14 protein-coding genes are annotated in these 19,946 nt (G+C 69.5%); 5 read left to right on the top strand and 9 right to left on the bottom strand.

Translation table 11 applies throughout. The features are described from left to right. Window positions 1-63: 63 nt before the first annotated feature. Window positions 64-1,023 (bottom strand): alpha/beta fold hydrolase, encoded by a 960-nt coding sequence (locus ACE3SG_RS21335; protein ID WP_374568229.1) that lies wholly within the window; start codon window positions 1,021-1,023, stop codon window positions 64-66. A gap of 123 nt (window positions 1,024-1,146) precedes the next feature. On the opposite strand from ACE3SG_RS21335, the gene ACE3SG_RS21330 reads away from it, so the two are divergent. After that, window positions 1,147-2,007, top strand: a complete 861-nt coding sequence (locus ACE3SG_RS21330; RefSeq protein WP_374568228.1) for a cupin domain-containing protein — start codon at window positions 1,147-1,149, stop codon at window positions 2,005-2,007. Between the two features lie 32 nt (window positions 2,008-2,039). Here the strand turns inward: ACE3SG_RS21330 and ACE3SG_RS21325 are convergent, their stop codons facing one another. Next, window positions 2,040-3,944, bottom strand: coding sequence for a LapD/MoxY N-terminal periplasmic domain-containing protein (locus ACE3SG_RS21325; protein WP_374568227.1), 1,905 nt, complete (start codon window positions 3,942-3,944; stop codon window positions 2,040-2,042). 43 nt (window positions 3,945-3,987) lie between these two features. Next, window positions 3,988-4,728: a transglutaminase-like cysteine peptidase gene (locus tag ACE3SG_RS21320; RefSeq protein ID WP_374568226.1), complete on the bottom strand. Its 741-nt coding sequence runs from the start codon at window positions 4,726-4,728 to the stop codon at window positions 3,988-3,990. Between the two features lie 231 nt (window positions 4,729-4,959). Here ACE3SG_RS21320 and ACE3SG_RS21315 point away from each other — a divergent pair, with 231 nt between their 5' ends. From ACE3SG_RS21315 to ACE3SG_RS21300, 4 genes are all read left to right on the top strand, one after another. After that, window positions 4,960-6,825 (top strand): TolC family outer membrane protein, encoded by a 1,866-nt coding sequence (locus ACE3SG_RS21315; protein WP_374568225.1) that lies wholly within the window; start codon window positions 4,960-4,962, stop codon window positions 6,823-6,825. Window positions 6,826-6,969: 144 nt separating this feature from the next. Further along, a complete protein-coding gene (locus ACE3SG_RS21310; RefSeq protein WP_374568224.1) occupies window positions 6,970-8,214 on the top strand; it encodes a tetratricopeptide repeat protein in 1,245 nt (414 codons plus the stop codon). After that, window positions 8,214-9,554: a murein L,D-transpeptidase family protein gene (locus ACE3SG_RS21305; RefSeq protein WP_374568223.1), complete on the top strand. Its 1,341-nt coding sequence runs from the start codon at window positions 8,214-8,216 to the stop codon at window positions 9,552-9,554. Before ACE3SG_RS21310 ends, ACE3SG_RS21305 begins: the two co-directional genes overlap by 1 nt. A 105-nt stretch (window positions 9,555-9,659) precedes the next feature. Beyond that, complete coding sequence (locus tag ACE3SG_RS21300; RefSeq protein WP_374568222.1) at window positions 9,660-10,211, top strand: LuxR C-terminal-related transcriptional regulator; 552 nt, start codon at window positions 9,660-9,662, stop codon at window positions 10,209-10,211. A gap of 41 nt (window positions 10,212-10,252) precedes the next feature. Here ACE3SG_RS21300 and ACE3SG_RS21295 read toward each other — a convergent pair whose 3' ends face one another. The 6 genes from ACE3SG_RS21295 to aceF all read right to left on the bottom strand — a co-directional run bounded on the left by ACE3SG_RS21295 (window position 10,253) and on the right by aceF (window position 19,944). Beyond that, on the bottom strand, window positions 10,253-12,463 hold the full coding sequence (locus tag ACE3SG_RS21295; RefSeq protein ID WP_374568221.1) for a 3-hydroxybutyrate oligomer hydrolase family protein: 2,211 nt from the start codon (window positions 12,461-12,463) through the stop codon (window positions 10,253-10,255). 138 nt (window positions 12,464-12,601) lie between these two features. Further along, complete coding sequence (locus tag ACE3SG_RS21290; RefSeq protein ID WP_374568220.1) at window positions 12,602-13,414, bottom strand: SDR family NAD(P)-dependent oxidoreductase; 813 nt, start codon at window positions 13,412-13,414, stop codon at window positions 12,602-12,604. A gap of 18 nt (window positions 13,415-13,432) precedes the next feature. After that, window positions 13,433-14,977, bottom strand: a complete 1,545-nt coding sequence (locus tag ACE3SG_RS21285; RefSeq protein WP_374568219.1) for an AMP-binding protein — start codon at window positions 14,975-14,977, stop codon at window positions 13,433-13,435. A 70-nt stretch (window positions 14,978-15,047) separates the two neighbouring features. Beyond that, complete coding sequence (locus ACE3SG_RS21280) at window positions 15,048-16,217, bottom strand: acetyl-CoA acetyltransferase (protein WP_374568218.1); 1,170 nt, start codon at window positions 16,215-16,217, stop codon at window positions 15,048-15,050. A 123-nt stretch (window positions 16,218-16,340) separates the two neighbouring features. After that, the gene (lpdA, locus tag ACE3SG_RS21275; protein WP_374568217.1) at window positions 16,341-18,137 is read right to left on the bottom strand and encodes a dihydrolipoyl dehydrogenase; all 1,797 of its coding nucleotides are present in this window, start codon (window positions 18,135-18,137) and stop codon (window positions 16,341-16,343) included. Window positions 18,138-18,252: 115 nt separating this feature from the next. Next, complete coding sequence (gene aceF / locus ACE3SG_RS21270) at window positions 18,253-19,944, bottom strand: dihydrolipoyllysine-residue acetyltransferase (protein ID WP_374568216.1); 1,692 nt, start codon at window positions 19,942-19,944, stop codon at window positions 18,253-18,255. Between the last annotated feature and the right edge of the window lie 2 nt (window positions 19,945-19,946).

Below are 19,946 nucleotides of genomic sequence, written 5' to 3'. Positions count from 1 at the left end.
GACGCCGGCCCCCAACGATGGGGCCGGCTCGGCCGGTCGGTCTGTCAATCGCAAGACGCGCGGTCAACCCTTCAAGAACGCCAGCAGGTCGGCGTTCAGGCGGTCCTTGTGGGTCTCGGGGATGCCGTGGGGGCCGCCGGCGTACACGATCAGCTTCGCGCCTTTGACGAGCTTGACCGTGGCCTTGGCCGTGGTCTCGATCGGCACGATCTGGTCGTCACCGCCATGGATGACCAGTGTGGGCACGTCGAACTTCTTCAGGTCGTCGACGAAGTTGCTCTCGGAGAAGGCCTTGATCGAGTCGAAGGTGGCCTTGTGCCCGGCTTGCAGGCCCTGCTGCCAGAACGAGTCGATCAGCCCTTGCGACGCCTTCGCGCCCGGCCGGTTGAAGCCGAAGAACGGGCCGCTGGCGATGTCGTGGTACAGCTGGGCACGGTTGCTCTGCGACCCGCTGCGCAGGCCGTCGAACACGTCCATCGGCACGCCGTCGGGGTTGGCTGGCGTCTTGACCATGATCGGCGTAAAGGCGCCTACCAGCACCGCCTTGGCGACCCGGCCGGTGCCGTGGCGGCCGATGTAGCGCGCCACCTCGCCGCCCCCGGTCGAGAAGCCGACCAGCGTCGCGTTCTTCAGGCCCAGCGCCTCGATCACCGACGCCAGGTCGTCGGCGTATTGGTCCATGGTGTTGCCGGCCCAGGGCTGGCCCGATCGGCCGTGGCCGCGGCGGTCATGGGCGACCACGCGGTAGCCCTGGTCGGCCAGAAAAAGCATCTGCGATTCCCAGCTGTCCGAGTTGAGCGGCCAGCCGTGGCTGAAGACGACGACCTGGCCATTCTTCGGGCCCCAGTCCTTGTAGTAGAGCGGCGTTCCGTCGTTGGCCGCCACGTAGCTCGAGGCCAACGCGGCCACGCTGCGCGCGGTCTGCGTGGCCTGAATAGAGGCCGGCGCGGCGGCTTGCGCCTGAACGGCCAGCGAGGCCAGGGCCACGGAAGAGGCGGCAAGAAGCTTGGCGAAGGTGTACATGGTGAGGCTCCGGGGTTGGGGTTGAACGGCGACAGGTTGTTCTGTCGGCGAAACGAACTTTGCCCGGCAAGGCCGTACGATACGCATCATTCAGTACGCAATACTTGATCAGGAGTACAAGCCTTGCAGGACGATCCCGGAGACCGCCTGGCCGCGCTGCTGGACCATTTCTCGGTCCGCGCCCACACCTTTCACGCTGGGGCGCTGTGCGGCATCAACGCGCTGGAAGCAGAAGAGCCCTTCGGCCAGTTGCACCTGATCCAGAGCGGCGAGGTCGAGGTGCGCCACGGTGCCGTGCGCGCCCTGCGGATCACCCGGCCCAGCCTGCTGCTCTACCCGCGCCCGATGGGCCACCGGTTCATCACCGACCAGCAGCACGGCGCGCACTTCGTCTGCGCCCACGTGCAGTTCGATGGCGGCACGGCCAACCCCATTGCCGCGGCGCTGCCAGACGTGGTGTGCCTGCCGCTCGAGCGGCTGCAGAGTTGCCAGTCGGTGCTGGCGCTTCTGTTTGCCGAAGCCGAATCAAAGAACTGCGGCCGCCAGGCCATGCTCGACCGGCTGTTCGAGGTCGTGTTGATCCACATCCTGCGCGAGCTGATGGAGCAAGGCGACATCAAGGCCGGCATGCTGGCCGGCCTGGCGCACGGGCAACTGCGCCGCGCGCTGGTGGCGATGCACGAGTCGCCGCAGCGCGACTGGTCGCTCGAAGACCTGGCGCGCGAAGCCGGCATGTCGCGCACCGTGTTTGCCAACACCTTCCGCAACACCCTCGGCTGCACGCCGGGCAGTTACCTGCAAGGCTGGCGCATCGGGCTGGCGCAGAAGCTGTTGCGCCGCGGCCAGTCGTTGAAGCTGATTGCCGCCGAGGTGGGCTACGGCAGCGAAGCCGCGTTGTCGCGCGCGTTCAGCGCGCAGACCGGCGTCTCACCTCGAGATTGGAGAAAGGCGCAGGGGGCACAGGGCGCGCCGGGCCAGCCTTGATGCCGTGGGGCCGGCGCACCGGCCCCACGCACTCACACCGCCGGCACGACCGGCCCGGTCAGGCCGTCCAGCCCGCAGGTGGTCAGTGCAGTGGCATCGTCAGACGAAGCCACCCCTTCGGCATACACCTTCAGCCCGATGCCGTGCAGCATGCGCACCGCGCCGGCCACGTGCTCGCGCCGTGCATGGTCGCCCGACAGGCCTTCGACGAAGCTGGCGTCGAGCTTGACGAAATCGAGCCCCACCTCCAGCAGCCCGGTGGCCTCGGTCAGGCGCTCGCCGGCATGCTCGAGGCCCACGCGGGCACCGCAGCCGTGCATCTGCGTCACCATCTCGCGCACCAGCTCGATGTGGCGCAGCGCGCCGTCCTCGGCCACTTCGAGCCACAGGCCCGGTGCTTCGCCGGCAAAGGCCGACAGCATCGCCCGCAGGTTGGGCACGAAGCTGCTGTCCATCAATGAGCCGGGGCTGATGTTCACCGCGCGGGCCATGCCGTCGGCGGCGATCGCGGCCAGCGCGAGCTTCACCGCCAGCAGGTCGATGCGCGAGGTCAGCTGCGTGCGGCGGGCCATCGGCAGCCACTGCGCCGCCGGCACCATCTCGCCGTCCTCTTCCAGCTGCAGGCGCAGCGGGCACTCGCGGTGCACCACCGCGCCGTGCATGTCCACCAGCGGGAACTCGACGAGCTTGGCGCGCTGGTTGTTCACCGCGCCCTGCAGCCGCTCGCGCCAGGCGTCTTCGCCCAGCACCAGGCCGTCGCCGGTGTCGTCCAGCTCCACCGCGTAGGCACCGCGGCCTTCGGCGCGAGCCAGCGCCTGGTCGGCCGCGGCCAGCAGCGACGACATCGGCGCGCCGTGCCACCAGCGCACCGCGCCCACCACCGCGTTGGCGGCGGGGTCGTGGGCGCGCAGCAGGTTGCGCAGGCGCGCCGCCACGTCGACCGCCGGCTCGCGCAGCGAGCCCACGTCAGGCAGCACCATCGCGAAGTCAGAGCCGTTCAAGCGGCCCACCTCGAACGAGCCGGCGCGGCGCGCCGATTCGACGATGGCGGCGGCGGATTCTTGCAGCAGCCGGTCGGTCGTCGCGTGGCCCAGCTTGCGGTTCAGGCCCTGCAGATCGGCCAGGCGCACCAGCACGATCGCGCCGCCGGAGCTGCCGTCTTCGCTGTTCAGCATCACCTTCAACCGGCCCATGAAGTGCGAGCGGTTGGACAAGCCGGTCAGCGTGTCGCAATTGGCCTGGCGGCGCAGCTGCTCGACCTGCGCGGCCTGCTCGTCGAACATGCCTTTCAGGCGAGCGACCATCGTGTTCATCGCCCGCGTCACCTCGCGCAGCTCGGGCACCACCGGCTCGCTGATCGTGATGAAGCGACGCTCGGTCAGCGCGGTGGCCTGCTGCACCGTCGCCTGCAGCGGCAGGCGGATGCGGCGCACGGCCACGGCCGCCAGCCCCCCCAGTGCCAGCGCCAGCAGCGCCAGGATGCTGGCGGTGGACAAGGTGTTGCGCCACAGCTGGTCGTCGGCAAAGCTCGAGTGGCTGCGCACCTCGAGCCTGCCCAGCAGCTTCCAGCCGTCGCTCACCTGAGCCGTGCCGGCCGTGGGCGAGATGCCGAGCAGGCTGACGAACCAGCGCGGCGCGGCGCTGGCCTTCGGGTCGGCCCGGCGCTCTTGCACCACCTTGCCGTCGGTGCCGGTCAGGCGGATCAGCTCGTAGTAGCCGGTATCGAACTGGCTGGCGATCACCAGTTCCATCGCCGTGGCATCGCCCTTCTGCTGCGACAGCGTCAGGGCGAGAAACTGGGCGGTGTCGTTGTTCTTCAGCCCCAGCTGCGTTTCGAGGTATTGGCGCGCCGAATGCACCGTGATACCGAATGCAGCGGCAAACGCCAGCACCAGTGTCAGCGCAAGCAACAACCAAACCTGGCGAATCAGTGACATGGTCCCTCCTGGGGCATGCTTATACCTCGTTCATGCCGGTGAATTACTGGAAAAAACCGTCCTGGCGCGCCTTGGCCAGCGCGTCGCGCCAGCGCGAGAGCCGCTCGGACGGGCCGGCACCACCAACTGCCACCGGGCCCACGCCTTCCCACAAACCCTCGGCATTGAAGCTGAAGACGGGGGACAGGTCGGGCCGGCGGCTGGCATGGCGCAGCTCGGTGATCAGGTTGTCCAGCACGAAGGGGTCGGCCTCCGGGCTGGGGTAGTAGGCCAGCACCATGTGGGGCTGCACCGGCCCGCCCGGCCCGCCCATCGCGGCGCGCACATAGACCAGGCGCAGCTTGCGGTGCGGCACCCCCATCGCGGTGAGGGTGAAGTACTTGGCGATCGCGTAGTCCTCGCAGTCGGCCATGCCTTTTTGCAGTGACTCGAGCGGGCTGGCCCAGTAGTCCACCTGGCCCCAGATGTCGATGTCGTCGCGGTACTGCAGGCGCCGGTTGTAGAACTCGTTGACCGCCGCCAGCTGGCTCGGCTCGTCCTGCGACTGCACGCTGGCCATCGCCTGGCGCAGGGCCTGGGCGCCCTGCAACGCCTGTTCCCCGCGGCGGGCGGCCGCCTGCACGATGCGTTCAGGGTCCCAGGCCTGAACGCCCAGCGACAAGGTGGCCAGCAGCAACGCCGCCCAGCGCAGGCTCGCCAGGCCGCGCCGCACTGCCGCCCCCACGCCCGCCCCCCAGGGCTCGGATCGGAAGGCAGCGGCTGCAGCAGCGTTGAAGACGGGCATCGAAGGGTTGTTGTCGGCCGGCCAGGGCACGACTTGAGCGGCGCCGACAGCAGTCTGACATCAACCACCCAGGCCTGTCGCTGGCCGGCCACAGGCAACAGGGATAACTAACGCCTGCTCGAGATACTTGCCACCGGCCCGCCGGCGACCGAGGGGAAAACAAGGCCGCTCCAGTACATTGAATGGGTTTGCCAGGCTGGATGGCGAACCATTGCAAAGGGAACGGCAAGCATGAAGAAGAACACCCTGCTCGGGTTCAGCCTGGTGGCGCTGGCCTGCAGTGCCGCGCTGGCGCAAGGGGCGCAGACCGTGTCGGTCGCGGCCCAGAGGGCGATCCAGACCAACCCGGAGGTGGCCGCCAAGTTCAATGCGCTGCGCGCGGCGGTCGAAGAGGTCGATGCCGCCTCGGCCGGCTACCTGCCCCGCGTCGACCTGACCGCCGAGGCCGGCCGCACCGACGACCGCATCACCAGCCGCACGCCGGCGAACCAGAACCTGGACCGCAGCGGCGTGGCGCTGAACATCACCCAGGTCTTGTGGGACGGCTTCGCCACCCGCAGCGAGGTGAGCCGCCTGTCGCACGCCCGCATGGCGCGTTACTTCGAGTTCCTCGACGCCACCGAGCAGACCGCGCTCGAGGCCGCCCGCGCCCACCACGACGTGCTGCGCTACCGCAAGCTGGTGGCGCTGGCCGAAGACAACTATGTCCAGCACAAGTACGCGTTCGACCAGATCCAGAGCCGCGTGCGCGCCGGCGTGGCCCGCGGAGTCGACCTGGAGCAGTCCGGCGCCCGCCTGGCGCTGGCCGAATCCAACCTGGTGACCGAAAAAGCCAACCTGCACGACGTGACCGAACGCTACCGCCGCATCGTCGGCGAACTGCCGCCTGAGGCCGGCGACCCCGGCAACGCGCTGGCGCAAGGCCTGCCGACCAGCGGCGTGGACGCGCTCGAAACCACCGCGCGCCGCAGCCCGGTGATCGCCGGCGCGGTAGAAAACCTGCGCGCCGTGCGGGCCCAGTCCGAGGTCCGCCGCAGCAGCTTCCAGCCGCGTGTCGAGGCCCGCCTGCGCTCGGGTGGCGGCCACAACTTCGACGGCATCGAAGACCAGAAGCGCGACACCTCGGCCACCCTCGCACTGACCTGGAACCTGTTCAACGGCGGCGCCGACGACGCCCGCCAGCGCCAGCAGGTGCACCTGCTGAACCAGGCTGCCGACCTGCGCGACAAGGCCTGCCGCGACGTGCGCCAGACCGCGGCCATCGCCTTCAACGACGTGCGCCGCCTCGACGAGCAGCTGGTCTACCTGGACCGCAACACGATCGCGATCGAGAAGGCCCGCGACGCCTACCGGCAGCAGTTCGACATCGGCCAGCGCAGCCTGCTGGACCTGCTGAACGCCGAGAACGAGCTCTACACCGCCAAGCGCTCATACGCGCTGGCCGTGGCCGACCGCGACATCGCCGTGGTGCGCACCCATGCCGCCATGGGCACGCTGGTGGCCGCGCTGGGGCTGGCCAAGGCCGACACCCAGGCCCTGGCCCCGGACAGCGAAGGCTGGGCCGCCGGCGAAGATGCCGCCGGCCGCTGCCCGCTGGCACCCACCGAGCTGGCCAGCATGAGCAAGGCCGACCTCGACGCCAAGGCCCGCGCGATGGTGACGGCCAGTGCCCCGGTCGCGATGGCTCCGCCCACTGCCGCGATCGCACCGCCCGCCACCGCAGCGCCGGTGCCGCCGGCCTCATCGGCCGCGGCCACGGCCCCGGTCGAGCAGCGCTTGCGCGACTGGGCGGCGGCATGGATGTCGAAAGACCTTGCCCGCTACACCGCCTTCTACAGCGCCGACTTCGCCGCCTTCAAGGGCGACCAGGCCGCCAAGGCCAAATGGCAGGCCGAGCGCCAGCGCGCGCTGGGCAAGCCCGGCGAGATCAGCGTGCAGCTCAGCCATGTGCAGGCGCGGGCCTTGTCGCCCACGCGCATCGAGACCTCGTTCGAGCAGGCTTACCGCTCGTCGAACTACAGCGACACGGTGAACAAGACGCTGACCTGGGAGCTTCAGGGTGGCGTCTGGCTGATCGTTGCCGAATCGAAGCGCTGAGCGGCTCGACGACCCTCGGCTTTCTGGCCACACCCGCCCCGCCGGGAGGCCGCTTGCAGGCTGAATTTCGATAGACTGCCGGGGCCCGCAACGACGGGTGCTTTGCCGCGAAAAAAAGCCCTCCACATGCCCGTCCGCCCTTCGATGCTGCCCCTTTCCCCGCTCGGCCTGGTGGCCACCGCCCTGGTGCTGGGTTTCGGATGGGCAGGCCCGCTGGCGGCGCAGCAGCCGGCGGCACCGGTGGCGTCCGGCAGCGTCGCGTCGCCCGAGACGAGCGAGATCCAGCGCCTGACCCGCGACGGCCAGCACGCGCAGGCCCTGAAGCTCATCGACGACGCGCTGAGCAAGAACCCGAAAGACGCGCAGATGCGGTTTCGCCGGGGCGTGGCCCTGTCGATGCTGGACCGCAAGACCGAAGCGCTCGCCGTGTTCCAGAAGCTGGTCGACGACCACCCGGACATGCCGGCGCCCTACAACAACATGGCCGTGATCTACGGCGCCCAGGGCGACTACGAAAAAGCCCGCCAGGCGCTGGAACGGGCGATCCACACCAATCCGGCGTACGCCACCGCGTACCAGAACCTGGGCGACGTGTACGCCCAGCTCGCGAGTCAGGCCTACACCAAGGCCTTGCAGCTGGACAAGGCCGACGCCAGCGTGCAGCCCAAGCTCGCCCTGCTGCGAGAGCTGACCGCCAGCCCCAACACCGCGCCGCCGCCCGCCGCGCCTGCGGTGGCAGCCAAGCCGGTGGGTCGGCCCGCGGCACCGCCGCCCAACCCCGCGCCTGCTGTCGTGGCCGCAGCGCCCGCAGCCAAGCCCATCGCCCCGCCCCCTGCGCCCGCACCGGCGGCTGCCGTGGCGCCCAGCAAGCCCACGGTCGTGGCCGCCGCGCCTGTGCCCGCGCCCAAGCCCATCGCCCCGCCCCCGCCCGCGCCGGCCCCCGCCGTTGTGGCCAGCAAGCCCGCGGCGACCGCCTCGGTGCCGACGGCCACCGCCCCGCCGGCCGTCAAGCCGGTGGCACCGCCGCCGCCCGCCCCGCCCGTGGCCAGCGGCGCCAACGGCGAGGTCGAGGCGGCCGTGCGCGCCTGGGCCGCGGCCTGGGCCCAGCGCAACATGGCCGACTACTACGCCGCCTACACGCCCGACTTCAGCGGCCAAGCCGGCTCCCGCAAGGCCTGGGAACAAGACCGCCGCGACCGCATCGCGCCGCGCAAGCAGATCAAGGTCGAACTGGTCGACCTGCGTGTCAGCGTCGAGGGTGACCAGGCGACCGCCAAGTTCAAGCAGGTCTACAGCTCGGACGCGCTGTCGGCCAACAGCCGCAAGACGCTGCAGCTGGTTCGCAGCAACGGTCGCTGGTTGATCAAGCAAGAATCTGTCGGCGGCTGATGCCCGTGGGTTTGCGCATGGCCACGCCGATGAAACGCGAGTCGCCTCACAACCCCCGCAAGCGCCGTGGTGCAGTGCTGCTCGGCACCGTCGGGCTGCTGAGCGCCGGGCTGCTGTCGGCCACCGATTCGCGCGGGCTCGGCTGGTGGTCGAGCGACGCGCATGCACACGCGCTGCCGTCGGTCGCCTCGTCTTCATTGCCCATCCGGTTGGCCGATGACACGCCCGCCTTGCGCCAGCCCGACCCCGGCGCGGCGCTGCAAGGCAGCCCCGAAGCGCGGCTGATCGCGATCTACCGCCTGGTCGGCCAGCACCGGCTCGACGATGCCTTGGCCGCCAACACCGCCTTGCTGCAGCAGTTGCCCAACTTCCGCCTGGCGCTGTTGCTGCAGGCCGATTTGCTGGCCGCCCACGCCGCGCCGCTGCAAGACTGGGGCGGCGGCGTGACAGGCCATGGCGACGTGGCGCCGCTGCGCGAAGAGGCGCTGCAACGGCTGGCCGCGCTGCGCGAGCGCCCGCCGGCCGGCGCCGTGCCGGCAGAGTTCGTGCAGTTGCCGCCGACCCAGCCGTATGCGATTGCGGTCGATGCCTCACGCAGCCGGCTGTACCTGTTCGAAAACAGCGAGCAGGGCCTGAAGCTGGTCGACGATTTCTACGTGTCGGTGGGCAAACAAGGGGTCGACAAGCTGGTCGAAGGCGACCAGAAGACCCCGCTGGGCCTGTACTTCACGACCGGCCAGATCGACCGCCACGCGCTCGAAGACCGTTTCGGTGCCGGTGCGCTGCCGCTGAACTACCCCAACGCCTACGACCGCACCCGCGGCCGCACCGGCAAGGGCATCCTGCTGCACGGCGTGCCTGCGGCCACCTACTCTCGCCCGCCGCAAGACAGCGACGGCTGCGTGGTGCTCGCCAACGAAGACCTGCTGGGTTTGTCGGCCCGGCTGCCGCAGCGCGACACCCCGGTGCTGATCAGCCGGCAGATCGAATGGCGCGCCCCCGAAGCGGCCCGCGCGTCCGCCCGGCCCGAGTTCTTGCACGCCTTCGAGCGCTGGCGCGAAGCCCGCCTGGCCGCCGACGGCGACGCCATGGCCTCGTTCTACCCGAGCAGCACCGCGGCAGACGGCAGCACCCTCGCCCGCCTGCGCCAGCGCGCCGCCGTGCCGCCCGCCGGCATCGACGACACCAGCATGATCACCTGGCGCGACGACCGCGAGCTGATGGTCGTGACCTTCCGCGAACAGGCCGCGAACGACCAGCAAACCGACCACGTGATGCGCCAGTACTGGGGCCGCGACGGCGCCGATTGGCGCATCGTGGCCGAGGGCCAGGTGCACTGAGCGTCTGGCACTGCAGCGCGCTGCGCCTTCAGGGTTCACGGCGATGTGCCCCGGCGGGGCCGCGCGTAAGCTCGCGCCCCGCCCTTTGCATGGACTCGCTCTGCCTTGCTTTCCGACGACGATCTGCTGCTCGCATTCGACCTTGCGCCGGTGGGTCTGTGCGTGTCGCGCGAGCGCGTGATCCAGCGCTGCAATGAGACCTTCGCCTCGATGTTCGGCTACACCGCCGGCGAGCTGACCGGGCGTTCGTTGTCGATGCTGTATCCGTCAAGCGACGAGTTCGAGCACATCGGCGAGCGCGGCCTGGTCATCATGCGCGACAGCGGCCGCTACACCGACGAACGCATCATGAGACATCGCGACGGTCATCTGTTCTGGTGCCACGTCGCCGGCCGCTCGCTAGACCGTGACAACCCCTTCGGTTGCGCGGTGTGCATGTTCGAGGACATCTCCGCCCGCCGTCCAGTGACCACGCCGCTGACCACACGCGAGCGCGAGATCGCGCAATTGCTGGTCGACGGCAAAACCAGCAAGCAGGTCGCCCGCCTGCTGGGCATCAGCCCGCGCACGGTGGATGCCCACCGCGCGCGGTTGCTGCGCAAGCTCAAGGTCAATACCCCCACCGAGCTGGTTGCTCGCCTGGCCGGGTTGACCTGAAGGGCCGCGGGCTCACCCCGCGGCCTCTGCCCCGGCCCCCGTCAGTTCGGCACAGCCAGCGTGTTGCCGCCAACGATGTCGATGCGGTCACCGGCGGCCGGCGTGGCCGCGAAAGCGGGCACGTTGGCCGCGCTGATCGCCGGCGCGGCGCCCGGTGTGCCCCCGCGCGGCGTGGTGCGCACCACCTGGCTTGGCGGCAGCGCGGTGCCGCCCTTCAGCCTGGCCCACATCGCATCCATCGCCCGGTTGTAGTACGGGTGCAGCGGCACGAAGCGGGTGTCGAAGCCCGACAGCGGCAGGAAAGTGTCGAAGTGCTGGGCGTTGAACACCTCGATGTAGCTCAACTGGCTGGCCGCCCCCTCGACACGGCGATTGACGGCGACGTAGGCGCGCTCGGAGTGGTTGACCGGTATCACGTTGTCGCTGCGGCCGGCGACGATCAGCGTCGGCTTGGCCCGCAGGTTGCCTGTCAGCTGCACTTCACCGATGCCGGCGCGTACCGCCTCGCTCTGCGCCGAGGTGGGCCAGCTGGCCGCGGTGAGCGCCGCGCCGGTGACGCTGTCCACACCGGTGACCAAGGCGCGCTGGCACAACGCCGCGTCGAGCGCGAAGTCGGCCAGGCCGGTGGACGGCGATACGGCCCACTGCCAGGACCTGGCACCGCCCACCGAGTCGTTGTAGACCGGTGTTGCGGGCACGCCGTTGGCGGTGCCATTGCCCGAAGCGAAGCTTTGCGCCTTCACCGTCGCCGACACCGGGACCACGCTGCCGCTCGCGTCCACTTGCGCCAGGCTCATACCGCACACGTTGTCGATCATCGAGAAGCGGCCATAGCCGGTGGGGTACATCATCGCGATCACGGGCGACGCGAGCGCGAAGTGGCTGTTGTGCATCGTGTCGTTGTCGGCGGTGTAGCCGTAGGCCCGCAGCTTGGCCAGCGCGTCGGCGGCCTGCTCGGCGGTGGTCGCGCCGCTGACCAGCCCCTTGGCGGCCAGCGCGGTGCAGCGGTTGACGCCGCGCGAGTTCATGCCGGTCAGGCCCATGTAGTTGTAGACCGACACCTCGGCCAGTGCCGCGCCAGCGGCCTGCGCCGCACAGGGCTGGTAGAGGTTGGCATAGGTGAAATAGTCCGCCAAGGGCTTGCCGAACGTGTTCACCGCGGTGCCGCCGACAGTGATGCCGACTCCGCTCGCATCGGCAGGCTGGGCACTGGGCTCGGTTGCCACCACGCCGTCGATCAGTCCGACGCTGTCTTGCTCGGCCGCTTGCAGCACCGCAGCGCCACCGTTGGAGACCGAGCCGGCAATGACCAGGGTGTTGTCGGCGGTGAAGCTGATGCCGTGGCTGGTGCCGGAGTTGATCGGCGCGTACTCCTCGTTGAGCGCGTACATCGCGTACTCGATCGCCTTCAGCGTGTCGCTGCCGAAGTCCTTCTCGGGGTTCATCTGCGAGTGCACCTGCTTGAGCGCCAGCCGGTTGGGGAAAGCGACGTTGAACAGGGTGCGCACGTTGTCGGCGATGTTGGCCGCGAAGTGCGACAGCGCACCCGCCACGGTGCGGGTGGTGCGCGTGCCGTCGATCTGGTTCACGCTGTCGTCCATCGGGTCGTACAGGCCCATGCCCTTGCCGGCATCGGTCAACGCGACGGCGCAGCCGTGCTTCAGGCCCCATTCGCCGGCAGTGGAGATGGCACCGTAGACGCCGCGCGAGCCCGACGAGGGACCGGCGATGACGCAGGGCTCATCGGGGTCGAAGCTGGACGGGATCTGCACCGCGACAACGACCCTCTTGTTGCCGCTGCCGTCATCGATCGAGCCGATGTATTCCTTGCCCGGGATCAGGCCCTCGCCCAGCGTGTCGCCGCCGTCGACGTCGATGTTGGGGCCGTACAGGCGCCCGTAGCCGCCGTTGGCGCTGTAGTCGAGGATGCCGCGGTAGTTGCCGTACAGCGCTCCGCGGCGCAGTTCGAGCGCGGTCGGGTGGTCCGGATCGGCGTAGGCTGGTGCCGCTCCGCCCAGGCCGGTCTTGCCCAGGCCGGCGGTGAGCAGGTCCTGGGTGGCTGCCGAGTCACCGGCACCTGGCGCAGTGGCGCTGTAGTCGGTAACGCTGTGGTGCGTCACGCCGGCAGGCAAGGTGTTCACAGGTGCGGGGGGTGGCGGGGGCGGCGGGTTGTCGCTGCCGCCGCAGGCCGCGAGCGCCGCGCTGGCGGTCACGGCCGAGAACAGATGCCATATGGCTTGCTTCGAGTTCACGTCTTGTCTCCTGCTGCTGTGTCGTGGACCGACCGCAATGTAGGAGCCCGCTTCGCGCGGCGTGAGTCGTGCGACTACCTCAGGACTTGCCGCTACGTAGTTCTCGCGCAGTACAAACCCGCAGGCCGCTGCAAGGTTCTATTGCGCCGTCCAGCCGCCGTCGACCGGGATGGTGATGCCGTTGATGTTGTGCGCCCAGGGCCGGCACAGCATGGCCACGACCTCGCCGATTTCGCTCGGCTTCGAGGTGCGCAGGCTGGGCTGCTTCTCGCGCAGCAGGTCGGCCACGCCGGCGACGCGGTCGCCGCCGAACTGTGCGGCGCGCGCAGCGATCTGCGGCTCGATGATCGCGGTCTCGGTCCAGCCCGGGGCGATGCAGTTGGCGGTCACGCCACCACTGTCGCGCGAGCCTGCCGCGGCGCATTCGAGCGCCGCCACGCGGGTCAGGCCCACCAAGCCGAACTTGGCCGCGACGTAGGGCCCCTTGTTGACCGACGCCACCATGCCGTGCACCGACGCAATGTTGACGATGCGGCCGTGGCCGCGCGCCAGCATGCCGGGCAGCGCGAGCCGCATCGTGTGGAAGGCCGCGCTGAGGTTGATCGCGAGGATCGCGTCCCAGCGCTCGGGCGGCATCTCGATCAGCGACGCCGTGTGCTGGATCCCGGCGTTGTTGACCAAGATGTCCAGCCCGCCGTGCCAGGCCAGCGCCCGATCCATCAGCGCCTCGGTGGCGGCCGGGTCGCGCAGGTCGTGGTCGAGGAAGAGCACGTCTGGCGCGCCGGCCCGGCGCAGCGTGGCCTCGGCTTCGGCCGCAGTGGCGGGGCTGGCCAAGCCGTGCAACACGATGGCCGCGCCGGCCTCGGCCAGCCGCTCGGCGATGGCCAGGCCGATGCCCTGCACCGAGCCGGTCACCAGCGCGGTCCGTTCGGCAAGAAAACGTTCGTTCATGGGCGTGGGCTCCTCCCGTCAGGACAGTGATTGATCCGATTCAAGCCGCTGGCGCAGTTCGGTCTTCAGCACCTTGCCGTAGTGGTTCTTCGGCAGCGCGTCGACCAGGTGGTATTCCTTGGGCCGCTTGAAGCGGGCGATCTGCTGCTGGCACAGCTCGTCGAGCATGGCTGGCTCGAGTGGCATGCCCTCGCGCGCGACGACGAAGGCGACGACTGTTTCGCCCCACTCGGGGTCGCGCCGGCCGACCACCGAGACCTCGGCCACCGCGGGATGGCGCAGCAGTGCCTCCTCGACCTCGCGCGGGTAGATGTTCGAGCCGCCGCTGATGATCACGTCCTTCGAGCGGTCGCGCAGGGTCAGGAAGCCGTCTTCGTCCAAACTGCCCAAGTCACCGGTGAACAGCCAGCCGTCGCGGATCGCGCTCGCAGTGGCACCTTCGTCGCACCAGTAGCCGGCCATCACGGTGTCGCCGCGCACGACGATCTCGCCGGTCTCTCCGGCAGGCAACTCGCGTCCGTCGGCGTCGGTCACCCGCACCTCGACGGCGGTTTGCGCCACGCCGACCGAGCCCAGGCGCTCGAGGTGGCGCGGGTGTGCCACATCGGCCAGGTGGGCCCGCGACAGCGCGGTGATCGTCATCGGGCTCTCGCCCTGGCCGTAGATCTGCGCGAAGCGCGGCCCCATGACCTGCAGCGCGCGCTGGATGTCTTCGACATACATCGGCCCGCCGCCATAGACGATGGTCTTCAGGCCGTCGCCGTTCTCGCCCTGGCTCGCGGCCCGTTCGACCAGGCGGCGCACCATGGTCGGTGCGGCGAACATCGACACGTCGCGGTGATGCTTCGCCAGGGCCAGGATCTCGGCCGGATCGAAGCCGCGCGATTCGGGTACGACGTGGCGCGCCGCCGCGGCGACGTGCGGCAGCGCATACAGCCCGGCGCCGTGCGACATCGGCGCGGCATAGAGGATCGCGTCCTGAGGCCGCACCGGGTCGACGTCGGCGAAGTAGCACAGCGTCATCGTCAGCAAGTTGCGGTGGGTGAGCATCACGCCCTTGGGGTGGCCGGTGGTGCCCGAGGTGTAGAACAACCAGGCCAGGTCACCCGGCGCACGCTGCGCCGGCGCCGGCGCATCGGCCGCTTCGAACCAGCCCGCATACGCCGCCTGTTCGACGAACACGATGTCGCGCAACGCCGGCAGTGCGAGCGCTTCGCCGCCCAGCCCGGGCCCGATGTCGTCGGTGACGAACACCAGCGACGCGCCGCTGTGGCCGAGGATGTAGCCGGCCTCGCGCGAGTGCAGCTTGGGGTTGATCGGCACCACCGCCAGCCCGGCCCACCAGCAGCCGAACAAGATCTCCAGCACCGCCGGGTGGTTGCTCATGAACAGGGCCACCCGGGCGCCGGGGTGCAGCCCGTACTGCGACTGCAGCCTGCCGGCCAGCGCGGCGGCGCGACGCGCCAGGCCGGGGTAGTCGAGCAGCGGCGTGCTGCCCAGGTAGACGGCCGGCCGCGAGCCGGCGGTGCGCGCAGCACGCACCAGGAGCTGTGCCAGGTTCATTGAAACTCCCTTCGGCCTGCGGCCCATTGCTGCAAGAGCGAATGAGCCCCTTGGGGCGGCTGGGCGAGGCTCATGCTTTCAGCGTCTCCAGGATGCTGACGTACGAGGCCACCGCCGAGCCGCCCATGTTGAACACCGCACCGAGCTCGGCGCCAGCGCACTGCAGCGCGCCGGCGCTGCCGGTCAGTTGCTTGGCGGCCATCACGTGCATCGACACGCCGGTCGCGCCGATCGGGTGGCCCTTGGCCTTCAGCCCGCCGGACAGATTCACCGGCAGACGACCGCCCGGCAACACCGTGCCATCGTCGAGCGCACGCACGCCCTGCCCGGTCGGGGCCAGGCCCATGGCCTCGTAACTCAGCAGCTCAGCGATCGTGAAGCAATCGTGCACCTCGGCGAAGTCGAGGTCCGCTACGGTGATTCCAGCCTGGGTGTAGGCCTGCGCGAAGGCCCGCGCCGGGCCCTCGAAGCACACGGCATCGCGCCGCGACAGCGGCAGGAAATCGTTGACCTGCACCGTCGCGCGCAGGCCGACGGCACGCGGGAAGCTCTGCGCTCGCTGCACGTCGGTCAGCACCACCGCCGCCGCGCCATCGGAGACCAGCGAGCAGTCGGTCTTGCGCAGCGGCGCCACGATGATCGGATTGCTGGCCGACACGGTGTTGCAGGTGTCGAAATCGAGTGCGCGCTGCAGGTGCGCCAGCGGGTTTCGCGCCCCGTTGGCGTGGTTCTTCACCGCGATGCGTGCCAGCGTGGCCGCTTGATCACCGAAGCGTGCGAAGTAGTCCTGCGCGATGCGGGCAAAGATGCCTGGGAAGCTCAGGCCCTCGGCCGCCTCTTCCTTCACATAGCTCGCCGACGCCAGCGCCGCGGTGACCGCCTCGCCGCTGACCGTCGTCATTTTCTCGGCGCCGATCACCAGCACATGGCGCGCGCGGCCCGATTCGATCAACGCCTGGCCGTGGTACAGCGCGGCCGAGCCCGAGGCGCATGCGTTCTCGAGCCGGGTGGCCGGCACGAAGCGCAGCGCCGGGTCGGCCTGCAGCGCCAGCGAGCTGCAGAACGAATCCTTGATCAGCCCACCGTTCAGGTGGCCGAGCGCGATCGCATCGATGTCGCGAAATTCGAGCCCGGCATGCTCGACCGCCTCGCGCGCAACAGCGACGATCAGCGATTCGAGGTCATGTTCATCGAGCCGGCCGAACCGGGTGTGGCCCCAGCCCACGATGGCAGTCTTCACAGCACGCTCCCAGAAAGAAGTTCCGGTCAAGCGTACGGTTCGCACCACCACGCCGGCAAGGCGAAGGATTACCCTAGGGTTGACCCTGAGTGACCCTCCGATCCTCGCCGGCGCGTGCGCCGGTCAGCGCTTCTGGGGTGGCAGGTCGGTGCAGCTACCGTGGGCGACTTCGGCAGCCATGCCGATCGACTCACCGAGCGTCGGGTGCGGGTGGATCGTCTTGCCGATGTCGACCGCGTCGGCCCCCATCTCGATCGCCAGCGCGATCTCGCCGATCATGTCGCCCGCATGCGTGCCGACGATGCCTCCGCCGACGATGCGGTGGGTGGCTTCGTCGAACAGCAGCTTGGTGAAGCCCTCGTCGCGGCCGTTGGCGATGGCGCGGCCAGAGGCCGTCCACGGGAACAGGCCCTTCTTGACCTTCACGCCCTGCGCCTTGGCCTGGTCTTCGGTCAGGCCGACCCAGGCCACCTCGGGGTCGGTGTAGGCCACGCTCGGGATCACGCGCGCGTCGAAGCGCGCCTTGGTGTCACCCGACGCGACCTCGGCCGCCACGTGCGCCTCGTGCACCGCCTTGTGGGCCAGCATCGGCTGGCCGACGATGTCGCCGATCGCGAAGATGTGCGGCACGTTGGTGCGCATCTGCACGTCGACCGGGATGTAGCCGCGGTCACCGACGATGACGCCGGCCTTGTCGGCGCCGATCTTCTTGCCGTTGGGCGTGCGGCCCACGGCCTGCAACACCAGGTCGTAGGTGGCTTCGCTGGTCTTGCCTTCGCTGTCTTCGAACCTGACCTTGATGCCTTCGGGCGTGGCCTCGGCCCCCACCGTCTTGGTCTTCAGCATGATCTTGTCGAAGCGCGGGGCGTTCATCTTCTGCCAGACCTTGACCAGGTCACGGTCGGCGCCCTGCATCAGGCCGTCGAGCATTTCGACCACATCCAGGCGCGCGCCGAGCGTGGAGTACACCGTGCCCATTTCGAGGCCGATGATGCCGCCGCCGACGATCAGCATCTTCTTCGGCGTGCCACGCAGCTGCAGCGCGCCGGTCGAGTCGACGATGCGCGGGTCGTCCGGCAAGAACGGCAGGCGCACCGCCTGCGAGCCGGCCGCGATGATCGCGTTCTTGAACTTGATCGTCTTGGTGGTGCCGGTCTTGTCCTGCGCGTCGCCGGCGGTCTCTTCGACCACCACATGGTGCGGGTCGATGAAGGCGCCATAGCCGCGCACGACCGTGACCTTGCGCATCTTGGCCATCGCCTGCAGGCCACCGGTCAGCTTGCCGACCACCTTGCTCTTGTGGGCGCGCAGCTTGTCGATGTCGACCTTGGGTGCGCCGAAGTCGATGCCCAGGTCGGCCATGTGGCTGACCTCGTCCATCACCGCGGCCACGTGCAGCAGCGCCTTGGACGGGATGCAGCCCACGTTCAGGCACACGCCACCCAAGCTGGCATAACGCTCGACCAGCACGACCTTCATGCCGAGGTCGGCCGCGCGGAAGGCGGCCGAGTAGCCGCCCGGGCCGGCGCCCAGCACCAGCATGTCGCATTCGAGGTCGGCACCGCCGGCGTAGCTGGCGGCGGCCGGCGCAGGCGCAGCCGATGCCACAGCAGCTGCCGGTGCGGCTGTTGCTGCTGCGGCGGCGGGCGCGGGCGATGCCGCGGCGGCTGAAGCTGCCGCACCGTCAGCCTCCAGCATCAGGACCGTGCTGCCCTGGCTGACCTTGTCGCCCAACTTGATCTTGAGCTCCTTCACCACGCCGGCGTGGGTGGACGGGATCTCCATCGACGCCTTGTCGCTCTCGACCGTCATCAGGCTCTGGTCGACCTTCACCGTGTCACCGGCCTTGACCAGCAGCTCGATGACCGCCACGTCCTTGAAATCGCCGATGTCCGGCACCTTCACTTCAATCGTTGCCATTCTTTGAATCTCACTCGAGTTTGAACGAAGCTGGCTCAATCGGCGCCGGGCCGCTCCCAAGGCGATTGAGCACCCGCTTGGCGGGTGGTGGCGGTACCCCCGCCACCGGGTGCCGTCACAACACGATGCGGCGGAAGTCCGCCAGCAGCGATGCGAAGTAGACGTTGAAGCGTGCAGCCGAGGCACCGTCGATCACCCGGTGGTCCCACGACAGCGACAGCGGCAGGATCAATCGCGGCTGGAAGGCCTTGCCGTCCCAGCGCGGCTCCATCGAGCTCTTGCACACGCCCATGATCGCGACCTCGGGTGCGTTGATGATCGGCGTGAAGTAACGGCCGCCGATGCCACCCAGCGAGCTGATGCTGAAGCAGCCACCGCTCATGTCGGCCGGGCCCATCTTGCCGTCGCGGGCCTTCTTGGCCAGCTCGCTCATCTCTTGGCTGATCTGGAAGATGCCCTTCTTGTCGCAATCGCGGATCACCGGCACGACCAGGCCGTTCGGTGTGTCTGCCGCGAAGCCGATGTGGAAGTAGTTCTTCAGCACCAGCGTGTCGCCATCGAGGCTGGCGTTGAACTCGGGGAACTTCTTCAGCGCCGCGACCGCGGCCTTGATCATGAAGGCCAGCATGGTCACCTTCACGCCGCTCTTCTCGTTCTCCTTGTTCAGCTGAACGCGGAAGGCTTCGAGCTCGGTGATGTCGGCATCGTCGTGGTTGGTGACGTGCGGGATCACCACCCAGTTGCGGTGCAGGTTCGCGCCGCTGATCTTCTTGATGCGGCTGAGCTCCTTGCGCTCGACCTCGCCGAACTTCGTGAAGTCGACCTGCGGCCAGGGCAGCAGGCCCGGGAAGGCTCCGCCGCCGGCAGCGGCAGCCGTTGCAGCAGGCGCCTTGGCCTTTTGTGCCGTGGTCTGCTGGTCACCGGCCATCACCTGCTTGACGAAGCTCTGCACGTCGTCTTGCGTGATGCGGCCCTTGGGGCCCGAGCCCTTCACTTCGGCCAGCGGCACGCCGAGCTCGCGGGCAAAACGGCGGATCGACGGCGACGCATGCGGCAACGTGCCCTGCGGCGCGGTGGGCTCGTGAGCCGGCAACGCGGCGGTCGGCGCGGTGCGCTCGACCGGGGCGCTGGTCAGCGTGCCCGGCGCGTGGCCGGCGGCGGTCACCGTCTGGGCCGTGGCGGGTGCGGCGGCGGCCGCCGAGGCGGTGCCGCCGCCTGCGCCTTCGAGCACCACCAGCGGCGAGCCCTGGCTGACCTTGTCGCCCAAGGCGACCTTGATTTCCTTGACGACCCCGGCGTGCGAAGACGGGATCTCCATCGAGGCCTTGTCGCTCTCGACCGTGATCAGGCTCTGCTCGGCCTTGACCGTGTCGCCGACCTTGACCAGCAGCTCGATGACGGCCACGTCCTTGAAGTCACCGATGTCGGGCACGGCCACGTCGATGCGGCCCACCGCGGCGGCGGAGGCGGCAGGGGCCGCAGCAGACGGCGCCGGTGCGGGCGGCGGCGGCGCCACGACCGGGGCCGGCGCAGACGCTGCGCTGGCCGCCGGAGCGGCTGCCGCGCCTGCGGCCTCTTCCAGCATCAGCAGCAACGAGCCCTGGCTGACCTTGTCGCCCAGGCCGACCTTCAGCTCCTTGACGACGCCACCGTGGGTCGACGGGATCTCCATCGACGCCTTGTCACTCTCCACCGTGACCAGGCTCTGTTCGGGCTTCACCGTGTCGCCGGGCTTGACCAGCAACTCGATGACGGCCACGTCCTTGAAGTCCCCGATGTCGGGGACCTTCACTTCAACCAATGCCATGT

It is taken from the genome of Ideonella sp., assembly GCF_041914305.1.
Lineage (GTDB): Bacteria > Pseudomonadota > Gammaproteobacteria > Burkholderiales > Burkholderiaceae_C > Ideonella.
Note: the sequence above shows the minus strand (reverse complement) of the source record. Positions and strands in the feature narration are given on the sequence as shown.

Excerpts from the sequence above, each read along its gene's own strand:
- ACE3SG_RS21285 (WP_374568219.1), bottom strand. The coding sequence starts at position 14,977 with ATGAACCTGGCACAGCTCCTGGTGCGTGCTGCGCGCACCGCCGGCTCG.
- ACE3SG_RS21305 (WP_374568223.1), top strand. The coding sequence starts at position 8,214 with ATGCCCGTGGGTTTGCGCATGGCCACGCCGATGAAACGCGAGTCGCCT.
- lpdA (WP_374568217.1), bottom strand. The coding sequence starts at position 18,137 with ATGGCAACGATTGAAGTGAAGGTGCCGGACATCGGCGATTTCAAGGAC.
- ACE3SG_RS21320 (WP_374568226.1), bottom strand. The coding sequence starts at position 4,728 with ATGCCCGTCTTCAACGCTGCTGCAGCCGCTGCCTTCCGATCCGAGCCC.
- ACE3SG_RS21290 (WP_374568220.1), bottom strand. The coding sequence starts at position 13,414 with ATGAACGAACGTTTTCTTGCCGAACGGACCGCGCTGGTGACCGGCTCG.
- ACE3SG_RS21335 (WP_374568229.1), bottom strand. The coding sequence starts at position 1,023 with ATGTACACCTTCGCCAAGCTTCTTGCCGCCTCTTCCGTGGCCCTGGCC.
- ACE3SG_RS21315 (WP_374568225.1), top strand. The coding sequence starts at position 4,960 with ATGAAGAAGAACACCCTGCTCGGGTTCAGCCTGGTGGCGCTGGCCTGC.
- ACE3SG_RS21310 (WP_374568224.1), top strand. The coding sequence starts at position 6,970 with ATGCTGCCCCTTTCCCCGCTCGGCCTGGTGGCCACCGCCCTGGTGCTG.
- aceF (WP_374568216.1), bottom strand. The coding sequence starts at position 19,944 with ATGGCATTGGTTGAAGTGAAGGTCCCCGACATCGGGGACTTCAAGGAC.
- ACE3SG_RS21325 (WP_374568227.1), bottom strand. The coding sequence starts at position 3,944 with ATGTCACTGATTCGCCAGGTTTGGTTGTTGCTTGCGCTGACACTGGTG.